Below are 12,419 nucleotides of genomic sequence, written 5' to 3' on the forward strand. Positions count from 1 at the left end.
TGGTCTCATCAACCGTAGCAGAGTGATGGGACTAAGTCGCATCACTTAGGATGGAGGCATGGGTCGATGGGAGCCGGACGCGCGGGAGCGGTTGGTGCGCGCCGCACTCGACCTGTTCAGCGAGCAGGGGTACGAGAACACCGCCGTCGCGCAGATCGCCGAGCGCGCGGGCCTCACGAAGAGCACGTTCTTCCGGCACTTCCGGGACAAGCGCGAGGTGCTGTTCGGCGGCCAGGACGTGCTGGCGGACCTGATGACCGGCGCGATCGCCGCTGCCCCCGCCGAAGCGAGGCCGCTGGAGGTCGTCGAGGCGGCGCTGGTGGCGACGGCGTCGACGTTCACGGACGAACGCCGGGCACACGGGCCGCAGCGGCTGGAGGTGATCGCGAGCAACGACGAGCTGCGCGAGCGGTCCGCGTTGAAGATGGTCGGGTTCGCCATCGCGATGACAGACGCGCTGAAGCAGCGCGGAGTGCCGGAGCTCGACGCCGCCGTGGCCGCCGAGCTGGGTGTGCTGGCGTTCAACCGCGGCTACGAGCGCTGGCTGGAGACCGGCGGGGACTTCGCGGAAGTCGTCCGCCGGACCCTCGGCGAGGTGCGTGAGGCAGTCGCCTCTCTAGAGGCTGCCGAGTAGTTCCCCGACCTCGGCGGCGATGCGGTCCAGCGCCTGGTCGTTGTCGTGGGCGGCGATCGCGCGATCCATCCAGTTCGCGATCAACGGCATCTGCTCCGGCTTGAGGCCGCGCGTCGTGACACCGGAGGTGCCGAGCCGGATGCCGGACGGGTCGAACGGCTTGCGGGTGTCGAACGGGACCGCGTTGTAGTTCAGCTCGATGCCCGCCCGGTCCAGGGCCCGCGCGGCCGGCTTGCCGCCGATCAGCTTGGACGTCAGGTCGATCAGGACCAGGTGGTTGTCGGTGCCGCCGGAGACCAGGTCGAAGCCGCGTTCCAGCAACGCCTCGGCGAGCGCCTGCGCGTTCTTCACGATCATGTGCGCGTACTCGCGGAACTCCGGCTGCGACGCCTCGTGCAGCGCCACGGCGATCGCGGCCGTCGTGTGGTCGTGCGGACCGCCCTGCAGGCCGGGGAACACGGCCCGATCGATCGCCTTCGCGTGCTCGGCGTCGCACAGGATCATCGCGCCACGCGGGCCGCGCAACGTCTTGTGCGTGGTCGTCGTGATCACCGGTGCGTGTCCTACCGGCGACGGGTGCGCACCGCCCGCGACGAGTCCGGCGATGTGCGCGATGTCGGCCACCAGGACCGCGTCGATCTCGCGGGCGATCTCCGCGAACGCCGGGAAGTCGATCGTGCGCGGAATGGCGGTGCCGCCGCAGAAGATCACCTTCGGGCGTTCGGCCTGGGCCAGCGCCCTGACCTCGTCCATGTCCACGACACCGGTGTCCTTGCGGACCTCGTACTGGACCGCGTTGAACCACTTGCCGGTCGCGGACACGCTCCAGCCGTGCGTGAGATGGCCGCCCATCGGCAGGGACATGCCCATCACGGTGTCACCGGGCTGCAGGAACGCCAGGTAGACGGCGAGGTTCGCCGGAGCGCCGGACAGCGGCTGGACGTTCGCGTGGTCCACGCCGAACAGCGCTTTCGCCCGGTCGATGGCGAGCTGTTCGACCTGGTCGACGACCTGCTGGCCCTCGTAGTACCGCTTGCCGGGGTAGCCCTCGGAATACTTGTTGGTCAGCACCGAGCCGGTCGCTTCGAGCACGGCGGCCGACACGTCGTTCTCGGACGCGATCATGCGCAGCTTGCTCGCCTGACGGCGTTCCTCTGCCTGGATGAGAGTGGCGATCTCGGGATCGACTTCGCGCAGCACGGCATCACTCCGTGCCGGGCACCCAGGCGTTCGGTGCGCTCGGCCGTCGCTTCCCGGTGGTCAGTTCCACCCTCGGCACGCCAGTCGCTTACGACGTGCCGAGTTTAGTCCAGCGTGAACGGGTCGTACTTGATCCGGTCGAGAGGAGTTCCGGCGACGAGCATGCGGGAGACCGTCGATCTGATCATGGCTGGGCTGCCGCAGACCAGGACGTCGCGCTCTTCCCACGCGCCGTAGCGGGTGACCACGTCGGCGAGGCTGCCCTGCTCGACACCTCGGACGCCGGGGTCCGACTCCAGCACCGGCACGACCGTGAGCCACGGGTTCGTGGTCGCGATGCGCTGCAGGTTGTCCAGGTCGTAGAGGTCCTCGCGGGTGCGGCCGCCGTAGAACAGGTGCACGCGCGGGTTCTCGCCGAACTGCGCCATCTCGTCGATGATCGCGTGCATCGGCGCGACGCCCGTGCCACCGGCCACCATCAGGATGTCCGAGCCGGCCGTGCGGTCGACCGACAGACGTCCCATCGGCGGTCCGATCCGCCAGGTGTCGCCGGCCTGCGTGTGGCCGACCACCGAGCGGGACACCCAGCCGCCGTCGACGGACCGGATGTGGAACTCGATGACGCCGTCCTCGCGCGGTGCGTTCGCCGGCGAGTAGTACCGCCACAGGCGCTTGCGCTGCGGCGTCTCCACGCTGACGTACTGACCGGCCTTGTAGCTGACGGGGTGGTCCGGTTGCAGCCGGACGACGGCCAGGTCCCACGAGACGCGCTGGTGCTCCAGCACCGTCGCGTGCCAGTACGCGGGCCCGTTGTCGGCGTCGGCCGCCTCCTGCATCGCCCTGGCCATGAGGGTGTAGGCCTCGGCCCACGCCATCTCGACCTTGGGCGTCCAGGCGGCGCCGGAGAACTTCTTCACCGCGGACAGCAGTGCCGTCCCGACCGCCTCGTAGTGGACGTTGATGACACCGAACTTCCGGTGGTCACGTCCCAGCTGACGCAGGAAGGGAATGAGGTCGTCCGGGCGGTCGACCATCTGCACCACGTGCACGAGGGCGCGCAGCAGACGGCTGCGTTGCACCTCCATGTTCGCGGGGAACATCTCGCGTGTGGCAGGCGAGAGCGAGAAGAGCATTCCGTAGAAGAACTTCGCCACTTCTTCGGAGTGCGGCTCCACCACCGCGAAGCTCTCCCGGATCATCCGCACCATCGCGGTGACACCAGGCGGGGGTTCTCGGTGGGGCGGGGTAGGGATGGGGCTCAGCACAGCGTTCGCAGTCATGGTCCGCGCGCAGTCTCCACGTTCTCATTGGCGTTCAGTGGCGCCGGCAAGGCGCTGTTCGTCCTCGTCAAGCATCCGTCCCCCGACAGGGTGGACAGTAACCCCTGATCGGGCTGTTTGACTCCTTGATGCCACCTTCGAGCGAAGCATGGTCACTCTAGGTGAGTAGTTGTTACCGCAACAGTGTGAATGTGAGGGTCCTTCTGTACCGGGTTGCGTGCTTGCGTGCTTGGGTTGGGCGCGTGTCCCTGCCTGAGTTGACTGATACCACCTCACCCGACCGTGACGAGCTTCCCGGCTCACGCGGTGAGCACTTCCTCCAATGTGCCCTGGAGACGTCCGATCGCGCTACGCGCTTCTACGCGGACCAGGTGCTGGACCACCTCAACCCCGCGATGGCCGAGTTCGTCGGCCGGATGGAGATGGCCTTCATCTCGACCGCTGATGCCGACGGGGAGTGCGACTCGACGCTGCGGGCGGGCCCGGCGGGATTCCTGCGCGTGATCGACTCACGGACCGTTGCCTACCCCGAGTACCGGGGCAACGGCGTGATGGCCTCGCTCGGCAACATCATGGAGAACCCGCACGTCGGGATGCTGATGGTGGACTTCGCCGACGACCTGATCGGGCTGCACGTGAACGGCCGCGCCCGCATCGTGCCTCGTGAGGAGTTCGAGACCGAGGACAAGAAGGTCGAGCGCTGGGTGGTGGTGGACGTGCAGGAGGCCTACGTCCACTGCCGCAAGCACATCCCGCGGATGGTCCCGGTCGACCGCGTCCGGAACTGGGGCACCGACGACGTCAAGAGCAAGGGTGGCGACTTCTTCGGGGTCAAGGCGGACCGGATGAGCAACGCCGACAGCTGATCCGCTGCGTCGTCTTGCGGGTCGCGGCTTTGCGCTGTGGTCGTCTTGCTAGCCGTGGCTTTGTGCCGGGGTCACCTTGCGAACCGCGGCTTTGCGCTGTGGTCGTCTTGCGGGCGGCGACCTTGAGTTGCGTGCTTCCCCTGGGCTCTGCCCCAGACCCCGGCAATCTGATCAGGGGGTCCACGCCGTGCGCAGGTAGATGGCACGCCTGGTGCTTTGGGCGGCTGCCTGTTGCGTAGCCGGGTGGCGTCGGTGGTGTGTCCCATCACGAGCCGCACCAAGAGCGGGCCACACGTGAGGAGGGGTGTCAAGCAGGCGAAGAGCGTGCCTGCTTGACACCCCTCCTCACGTGCAGCAAGAGCTGTGGCGCGACTCGTGATGGGACACACCACCCCTCGGTCTTGGCTCAAAGCGAAAAGCCGAACGCCTCGGCTTCGCCGTTGGGATTGCTCGCCTTCGGCCTCGCGGGTGATCAGGTGCTGCTTGCGACTGCGGCTTGAGCGGGCGGCGCGACGCTGGGGTGTGACCCATCAGCCACCGAATTAGTTGGCCTAGCTAACTATCTCCAGATATAGTTGTATGGCATCAACTAACTACTGGAGGTGTGCTTGAACCGGCCCTCGTCGCATCGGGAGATCCTCGAAGCGCTGTCCGGCATCTGGGTGGCGTTGCTCGTCGCGATCCTCAGCTCCACCATCGTCTCGAACGCTCTCCCGACGATCCTGGCCGAGCTCAAAGGCACGCAGACCCAGTACACGTGGGTCATCACCTCGATGCTCCTCGCGTCCACCGCCAGCACCCCGCTGTGGGGCAAGCTCGCGGACCTGTTCGACAAGAAGAAGCTGTTGCAGGCGGCGATCGTGATCTTCGTCGTCGGCTCGGTGCTGTCCGGGTTCAGTCAGAACATGGAGCAGCTCATCTCGTTCCGGGTCCTCCAGGGGCTGGGGATGGGTGGTGTGCAGGCCCTGGGGCAGGTCGTCGTCGGCGCGCTGCTCAGCCCGCGCGAACGCGGCCGCTACAGCGGCTACACCGGCATGGTGATCTCCGCCGGGACCGTGGGCGGGCCGCTGGTCGGCGGGTTCCTCGTCGACTGGCCCGGCTGGCGCTGGTGCTTCTTCGTCTGCGTGCCGCTGGCGCTGGTGGCGCTGGCCGTGCTGCACAAGACGCTGCACCTGCCGGTCAAGAAGCAACACGTGAAGATCGACTACCTCGGCGCCACGCTGATCACCGGCGGCGTGAGCCTGGTGCTGATGTGGGTGTCGTTCGCGGGCAAGGACTTCGCCTGGATCAGTGCGGAGAGCGCGCTGTTCGTCGCTGGGGCGGTGCTCGCGATCGTGGGTGCCTACTTCGTGGAACGGCGGGCGTCCTCGCCGGTCATCCCGCTGCACCTGTTCAAGAACCGGACCGTGGTGCTGGCGATGCTGGGTGGTGTCGCGGTCGGCACGGCGATGTTCGGGGCCTCGGTGTTCATGGGGCAGTACTTCCAGATCGCGCGCGGGTTCTCGCCGACCAAGGCCGGGTTGCTGACCGTGCCGCTGGTGCTCGGGCTGAGCATCTCGTCCACGGTGAGCGGGCAGCTGATCGCCAAGAGCGGCCGGTGGAAGAGCTACCTGGTCTGGGGCTCGTTCTCGCTGGTCGCCGGGCTGGCGCTGCTCGGGACGATCGACCACCGCACCAACCTCGTGCTGATGGGCGGCTACCTGGCGCTGGTCGGCGTCGGGGTGGGGCTGACCATGCAGAACCTGGTGCTGGCCGTGCAGAACGGCGTGGGGATGGCCGATCTCGGGGCCGCGAGCTCCACGGCCACGTTCCTGCGGTCGCTGGGCGGGACGGCCGGCGTCTCGGTGCTCGGGGCCGTGCTGGCCGCCTCGGTGAGCACGAAGACGCTCGACCGCGGTTCCCTCTCCCCAGTCGTGCGGGACTCCTACGGCGACGCGATGGGTGAGCTGTTCCTCATCGCCGCCGGTCTCGCGGTGTTCACGGTGATCGCGGTCCTGCTGATCAAGGAGCAGCCGCTGCGGGACTCGGTGGAAGACGAAATTGTCACTCCAACGGGTTCTGGTGCACAGACGGTCGCCACTGAGCTTGATTCACCTGTGGATACTGACCAGCGGATTGTGGACAAGTCAGTCCCCGCTGTGGACAAGCTGTTGGTGCTTTCGAGTGACAGCGATCAGGAGGTCGCGGCGCGTTCGGCTGCGCTGCGTTCCACGCAGAACTCGTTGCCCTCGGGGTCGCGCAGGGTGACCCAGCCGGTGCCGTCGGGCCTGCGCTGATCGTCGAAGATCGTCGCGCCGATGCCGACGAGGCGCTCCACCTCCTCGTCGCGGGTGCCGTCGGTCGGCTGCAGGTCCAGGTGCAGGCGGTTCTTGAGTTCCTTGCCTTCGGGAACGTTGATGAACAGGTAGCCGATGCCGTTCGGCAGCTGGATCAGCGACTCGGGGTCGCCGGGGTTGTCGTCGGGGTGCAGTGGCAGGCCCAGCACCTTGCTCCACCAGGAGGCGATCTCGTAGGAGTCGCGCGCGTCGATCGTGATGCTGTGGATGATTGAGGTCATGAGGTGATCTTCGCCTAGTCGGCGTGTGATCTGGACCGATTTCAAGGTTGAGCGGAACACACTCAACTTTTCTGACGTTGTGCGGGATGATGGTCCATGCTGGAGGCTGACCACGAGGTGGAGGAATGGACGCTTTCAACCCGACGACCAAGACGCAGCAGGCTGTTTCCGCGGCGGTGCAGGCCGCGACGCTGAACGGGAACCCGGACGTGGGTTCCGTGCACCTGCTCAGTGCACTGCTGGCGCAGACGGACGGGTTGACCGCCCCGTTGCTGTCGGCCGTGGGCGCCGACCCCGCCCAGGTGCGCAAGGAGCTGGAGCAGCTCTCCCGCTCGTTGCCGAGTGCATCCGGCTCGACCGTGTCCGCTCCGCAGTTCTCGCGCGACGCCGTGCGGGTGATCGGCAAGGCCCAGGAGCTCGCCACCGAGATGGGTGACGAGTACGTGTCCACCGAGCACCTGCTCGTGGGGCTCGCGCAGCACGGTGGCCAGGTGGCCGACCTGCTGCGGCGGCACGGTGCGACGCCCGAGGCGCTGACCGACGCCTTCGCGAAGGTGCGCGGGTCGGCACGGGTGACGTCGGCCGATCCCGAGGGCACCTACAAGGCGCTGGAGAAGTACGGCGTCGACCTGACCGAACGCGCGCGCAAGGGCGAGCTCGACCCGGTGATCGGCCGTGACGCCGAGATCCGCCGGGTCGTGCAGGTGCTGTCGCGGCGCACCAAGAACAACCCCGTGCTGATCGGTGAGCCCGGCGTCGGCAAGACGGCGATCGTCGAGGGCCTGGCGCAGCGCGTCGTGGCCGGTGACGTGCCGGAGTCGCTGCGCGGCAAGAAGGTCGTGTCGCTGGACCTCGGCTCGATGGTCGCGGGCGCCAAGTACCGCGGTGAGTTCGAGGAGCGGCTCAAGGCCGTGCTCAAGGAGATCACCGACTCGGCCGGGCAGGTCATCACGTTCATCGACGAGCTGCACACGATCGTCGGTGCCGGCGCGACCGGTGAGTCGGCGATGGACGCCGGCAACATGATCAAGCCGATGCTGGCCCGCGGTGAGCTGCGCATGGTCGGTGCCACGACCCTGGACGAGTACCGCCAGCACATCGAGAAGGACGCCGCCCTGGAACGCCGCTTCCAGCAGGTGCTGGTCGGCGAACCCTCGGTGGAGGACACGGTCGGCATCCTGCGCGGGCTCAAGGAGCGCTACGAGGTGCACCACGGTGTGCGCATCACGGACGCCGCCCTCGTCGCCGCCGCCACGCTGTCCGACCGCTACATCACCGCGCGCTTCCTGCCGGACAAGGCCATCGACCTCGTCGACGAGGCCGCGTCCCGGCTGCGCATGGAGATCGACTCCCGGCCCGTCGAGATCGACACCGTCGAACGTGCCGTGCGGCGCCTGGAGATCGAGGAGATGGCGCTGGCCAAGGAGTCCGACGCGGCGTCGGTCGAACGGCTGCACGCCCTGCGCGCCGAGCTCGCGGAGAAGCGCGAGGAACTCTCCGCGCTGACGGCCAGGTGGCAGAACGAGAAGGGCTCCATCGACCGCGTCCGCGGCCTGAAGGAGCAGCTGGAGTCGTTGCGCGGTGAGTCCGAACGGGCCGAGCGCGACGGCGACCTCGGTCGTGCCGCCGAACTGCGCTACGGCCGGATTCCCGAGCTGGAGAAGGAACTCTCCGTCGCCGCGGAGTCCACACAGGACGATGCGATGCTCAAGGAGGAGGTCGGCCCGGACGACGTCGCGGACGTCGTGGCGGCGTGGACCGGCATCCCGGCCGGCCGCCTGCTGGAGGGCGAGACCGCCAAGCTGCTGCGGATGGAGGACGAACTCGCGCGCCGGGTCGTCGGCCAGGCCGAAGCCGTGCGGGTCGTGTCGGACGCGGTGCGCCGCACGCGCGCCGGAGTCGCGGACCCGGACCGCCCGACGGGCTCGTTCCTGTTCCTCGGCCCCACCGGCGTCGGCAAGACCGAGCTCGCGAAGGCGCTGGCAGCGTTCCTGTTCGACGACGAGCGGGCGATGATCCGCATCGACATGAGCGAGTACTCCGAGAAGCACTCGGTGGCCCGCCTGGTCGGCGCGCCTCCCGGCTACGTCGGCTACGACCAGGGCGGCCAGCTCACCGAGTCGGTCCGCCGCCGTCCGTATTCGGTCGTGCTGCTGGACGAGGTGGAGAAGGCCCACCCGGACGTCTTCGACGTGCTGCTGCAGGTCCTCGACGACGGCCGCCTGACCGACGGCCAGGGCCGCACGGTCGACTTCCGCAACACGATCCTGGTGCTCACCTCGAACCTGGGTTCGCAGACCATCGTGAACCCGTCGCTGACCGAGCGGGAACGCAAGGACGCCGTGATGGCCGTGGTGCAACGGCACTTCAAGCCGGAGTTCCTGAACCGGCTGGACGACGTCGTGGTGTTCCACGCGCTCGCCACCGAGGAGCTGACGTCCATTGTGGACATCCAGATCACTCGCCTGGCGGACCGGCTCGCGGCCCGTCGCCTGACGCTGGAGGTCACGCCGTCGGCCCGGGACTGGTTGGCGTTGAACGGTTTCGACGCGATCTACGGCGCCCGGCCGTTGCGGCGGCTGGTGCAGTCGGCGATCGGCGACCAGCTGGCCAAGGAGTTGCTGGCCGGTGAGGTGCGGGACGGCGACACGGTGAGGGTCGACGTGCTGGACGACAACAGCGGCCTGATCGTGGGCCGCACCGCGTGATGTTCGTGAGGTATCAGGCGGCGCAGGCCAACGCCAACGGGAACTTCTCCGGAGTCTTCGGACTGGTGAACGGCCTGCGCCGGCGCGGTGAGCTCACCGCGGAGCAAGAAGAGTTCGTGCGCGTCAACAACGCCTGGTACAACGCCGCCTACGTCGATCCGTCGACGGTCGACCCGACGGTCTACGACCGGGAGGTCAACCCCGGTGCGCGCGCGTGGTTCAAGGCGGAGGCGACACACCTGGTGGAACGTCTGCCGGGTTACCTCGCCCTCCTCGACGCGCACGGGGTGCGATGGGAGCGACTGACCAGCGACGATCCCGGCCGCGTCGTCTACGAGGACGCGGACCAGGTCGTCGTGGTGCCCCACTCGTCAGCGGCTTTCGATCGTCAGCTCGCCTGACATCACCGTGCGGATGTGGTCGCCGCCGAGCAGGTCGTGCGGGTAGCCGAGGTCGATCGCACTGACCTCGTCGAGACGTGCCACCTGCTCGCCGGTCAGCTCGACCTCCAGGGCGTCCAGGTTCCCCAGCAACTGCTCGGGCGTGCGGGCGCCGATGACGGGTGCCGTCACGCCGGGCCGCCGCACGCTCCACGCCAGCGCGACCTGGGCGGGCGTGCGTTCCACCTCCACAGCCACTTCGCGCACGACGTCGGCGATGGCGAGCGTGCGTTCGGTGACCATGCCCAGTCCGGCGTTGAAGCTCCTGCGGGTGCTCTCACCGGCGCCGGGGTCGGGGCTGGAGTACTTGCCGGACAGCACTCCGCCGCCCAGCGGTGAGTAGGGGGACACGCCCAGCCCCAGCGCCCGCGCCATCGGGATCAGGTCGCGTTCGCCGCCGCGGTTGATGAGGCTGTGCTCGATCTGCAGCGCGACCAGCGGCGACCAGCCGCGCAGGTCCGCGACCGCCTGCATGCGGGAGATCTCCCAGGCCGGGGTGTTGGACATGCCCGCGTACAGGACCTTGCCCTGCCTGACCAGGTCGTCCAGGCCGCGCAGGACTTCCTCGAACGGCGTCAGCACGTCCCACACGTGCACGTACAGCAGGTCGACGTGGTCCGTGCGCAGCCGGCGCAGGCTGTTCTCGACGGACGCGAACAGGTTCTTGCGGTGCGAGCCACCGGAGTTCGGGTCGCCGGGCGTGCGCAGCGTCGAGTACTTCGTCGCCAGCACCAGGCTCTCGCGCCGGTCCTGGGTGAGTTCGCCCAGCAGTTCCTCGGAGCCACGGTAGGAGGCCGCGGTGTCGATGAAGTTGCCGCCGCGCTCCACGTAGATCCCGAACAGCTTCCGCGCGTCTTCCGGCGAGGAGCCCCAGCCCCACTCGTTGCCGAAGGTCGCGGTGCCCAGTGCCAGCGGTGAGACCCGCAGCCCTGAGCGGCCCAGCAGCCGGTAGGTGTCGAGCGACATGGTGTTTCTCCCGTGTTCGTGGTGTGGCGCAAGCCTGTGATCACCGGGAGCCGGGGGTAAGGGAAGGAACTTCCTGGGAACACGAGTCCTACCCGGACTGTTGCACCGGCCATGGCCACCGACGTGACGCAGGAACTGGCCGCGTTCCTGAGGAGCAGGCGCGAACGGCTGGACCCGCGGGACCTCGGCCTTCCCCCGCGCCGGCAGCGGCGGACTCCGGGGCTGCGCCGCGAAGAAGTGGCCGAACTGGCCGGCGTGAGCGTCGACTACGTCGTGCGGCTGGAGCAGGCGCGGGGGCTGAGGCCCTCCGCGGACGTCGTCGAGGCGCTGGCCGGTGCGTTGCGCCTGAGCGGCGACGAACGCGCCTACCTCTTCGGCCTGGCCCGGCAACGGCCTCGCGGTGAGGACGAGGCCGCCACCGAGGCGGACCCGTCGCTGGCCGGACTGGTCGCCGACCTGGCACCGCGGCCGGCCATGGTGATGAACCACCGCTTCGACCTCCTCGCGTGGAACAGCGAGATGGCGAGGGTGCTCGTGGACTTCGACACCCTGCCGCCGTCGCGGCGCAACGCGATCTGGTTGTGCCTGCTGCATCCGGAGATCCGGGAGCGCTACGTCGACCGCGACCGGACCGTGCGCGACGGTGTCGCCCACCTGCGCGCCGCGTGGGCCGCGCACCCCGAGGACCAGGTGCTGGCGGGCCTCATCGCCGAGTGCGTCACCGGCGACGAGGAGTTCGCGCGGCTCTGGGCCGAGGGAGACGTCAGGCTCAACGGCCGCGGGGACAAGGTGATGCGGCATCCGCTGGCCGGTCGGATCGCCCTGCGGTTCGAGACGCTCACGTCCCTTCAGGACCCCGGTCAGCTGCTGGTGATCTTCCGTGCGGCGGACGACGCGAGCCAGGAAGCGATGGACGGGCTGCGCCAGTCACTGACCTGAGGAAAGGCACGTCCAGGTCACGACGCGCGGAAGTGATCTTCGTTCCTCGCCCCCGACCCACTAGGCTCTGGCTGTGGGCATACCGGCGTGGGTCTGGTTCACCGTCGCCGCGGTGGCGGGCGTGGCGGGGTTTGCCCTGCTCGCGACCGACCGGGCGCAACGAACCGCGCGTAATCGTGAACGGCGCCGTTGGGCTGCCCTGCGTGGCTGGCAGTTCGAGGAGACAGACCACGTGCTGCCGACCCGCTGGGAAGCGGGAGCCATCGCGTACTACGGCACGGGTCTCGCCCGTGACGTCGTCGCGGGCTCCACCTTCACCGCGGACGGGCGCAGGCAGGTCTACGTGCTCGATCACGAGACCGGCGGCAAGGTCAACTCCGTGCTGGTCGGCGTGCGCTGTCGCAGGGCGCTGTCGGTGGTGATCGAACTGTGGCTGTCGACGGTCCCGTTCCAGCGCGACAACGACAAGATGCCGATGCCCGACCTGCTCGGGCCGGTGGGCTCGCGGTACGCGTTCGTCACGGACGTCCCGGCGGCTCGCAAGATCATCACGCCGGACCTGATCGACGCCGCCGAGGAGATCGGTGGCGACGTCACGGTCGTCTGGATGGAGAACGACTGGGTGCTGGCCGCGGCCCCGCCGAACTCGTCGCCCGCACGCCTGGAACGGCTGCTGCGCGACGTCGGTGAGCTGGCGGACGTCATCGACCCGTTCGACCCGGACCCCTCCGAGCGGGAGGAACCGGTGGCGGAGGACGACGAGGGTGGCGAGGTCTACCGGCCGTCGTTCGGCCGCAAGCCCTGACCGGAGCCCGCCGAGCGTTGGGTG

Annotated in this window: 11 protein-coding genes and 1 riboswitch; of the genes, 7 read left to right on the top strand and 4 right to left on the bottom strand. The window is 68.7% G+C overall.

Annotated features, from left to right (window positions below):
• Positions 1-58: 58 nt before the first annotated feature.
• Positions 59-634 carry a TetR/AcrR family transcriptional regulator gene (locus SK854_RS19575; RefSeq protein ID WP_319976537.1) on the top strand — a complete coding sequence of 192 codons (576 nt, stop codon included), beginning with the start codon at positions 59-61 and terminating at the stop codon, positions 632-634.
• Here the strand turns inward: SK854_RS19575 and SK854_RS19580 are convergent.
• Positions 617-1,834, bottom strand: coding sequence for a serine hydroxymethyltransferase (locus SK854_RS19580; RefSeq protein ID WP_319976538.1), 1,218 nt, complete (start codon positions 1,832-1,834; stop codon positions 617-619). The genes SK854_RS19575 and SK854_RS19580 overlap by 18 nt on opposite strands.
• 13 nt (positions 1,835-1,847) lie before the next feature.
• Positions 1,848-1,932: riboswitch (ZMP/ZTP riboswitch) on the bottom strand.
• Positions 1,933-1,938: 6 nt separating this feature from the next.
• The gene (locus SK854_RS19585; protein WP_319976539.1) at positions 1,939-3,042 is read right to left on the bottom strand and encodes an FAD-binding oxidoreductase; all 1,104 of its coding nucleotides are present in this window, start codon (positions 3,040-3,042) and stop codon (positions 1,939-1,941) included.
• A 314-nt stretch (positions 3,043-3,356) separates the two neighbouring features.
• Here SK854_RS19585 and SK854_RS19590 point away from each other — a divergent pair, with 314 nt between their 5' ends.
• Positions 3,357-3,980 carry a pyridoxamine 5'-phosphate oxidase family protein gene (locus SK854_RS19590; protein ID WP_319976540.1) on the top strand — a complete coding sequence of 208 codons (624 nt, stop codon included), beginning with the start codon at positions 3,357-3,359 and terminating at the stop codon, positions 3,978-3,980.
• 608 nt (positions 3,981-4,588) lie between these two features.
• On the top strand, positions 4,589-6,256 hold the full coding sequence (locus tag SK854_RS19595; protein ID WP_319976541.1) for an MDR family MFS transporter: 1,668 nt from the start codon (positions 4,589-4,591) through the stop codon (positions 6,254-6,256).
• On the opposite strand, the gene SK854_RS19600 is transcribed toward SK854_RS19595, so the two are convergent.
• The gene (locus SK854_RS19600) at positions 6,154-6,537 is read right to left on the bottom strand and encodes a VOC family protein (RefSeq protein ID WP_319976542.1); all 384 of its coding nucleotides are present in this window, start codon (positions 6,535-6,537) and stop codon (positions 6,154-6,156) included. The genes SK854_RS19595 and SK854_RS19600 overlap by 103 nt on opposite strands.
• Before the next feature lie 125 nt (positions 6,538-6,662).
• On the opposite strand from SK854_RS19600, the gene clpB reads away from it, so the two are divergent.
• Together clpB and SK854_RS19610 are read left to right on the top strand one after the other, a co-directional pair.
• Complete coding sequence (clpB, locus tag SK854_RS19605) at positions 6,663-9,245, top strand: ATP-dependent chaperone ClpB (RefSeq protein WP_319976543.1); 2,583 nt, start codon at positions 6,663-6,665, stop codon at positions 9,243-9,245.
• On the top strand, positions 9,245-9,646 hold the full coding sequence (locus tag SK854_RS19610; RefSeq protein WP_319976944.1) for a hypothetical protein: 402 nt from the start codon (positions 9,245-9,247) through the stop codon (positions 9,644-9,646). The genes clpB and SK854_RS19610 overlap by 1 nt, the downstream gene beginning before the upstream one ends.
• On the opposite strand, the gene SK854_RS19615 is transcribed toward SK854_RS19610, so the two are convergent.
• Positions 9,617-10,651 carry an aldo/keto reductase gene (locus tag SK854_RS19615; RefSeq protein ID WP_319976544.1) on the bottom strand — a complete coding sequence of 345 codons (1,035 nt, stop codon included), beginning with the start codon at positions 10,649-10,651 and terminating at the stop codon, positions 9,617-9,619. The two genes, SK854_RS19610 and SK854_RS19615, sit on opposite strands and share 30 nt — an antisense overlap.
• A 111-nt stretch (positions 10,652-10,762) precedes the next feature.
• On the opposite strand from SK854_RS19615, the gene SK854_RS19620 reads away from it, so the two are divergent.
• Together SK854_RS19620 and SK854_RS19625 are read left to right on the top strand one after the other, a co-directional pair.
• Complete coding sequence (locus tag SK854_RS19620; RefSeq protein ID WP_319976545.1) at positions 10,763-11,590, top strand: helix-turn-helix transcriptional regulator; 828 nt, start codon at positions 10,763-10,765, stop codon at positions 11,588-11,590.
• A 73-nt stretch (positions 11,591-11,663) separates the two neighbouring features.
• The gene (locus SK854_RS19625) at positions 11,664-12,395 is read left to right on the top strand and encodes a type III secretion system chaperone family protein (RefSeq protein ID WP_319976546.1); all 732 of its coding nucleotides are present in this window, start codon (positions 11,664-11,666) and stop codon (positions 12,393-12,395) included.
• Positions 12,396-12,419: the final 24 nt, after the last annotated feature.

It is taken from the genome of Lentzea sokolovensis, from assembly GCF_033949975.1.
GTDB classification, from domain to species: Bacteria; Actinomycetota; Actinomycetes; order Mycobacteriales; family Pseudonocardiaceae; genus Lentzea; species Lentzea sokolovensis.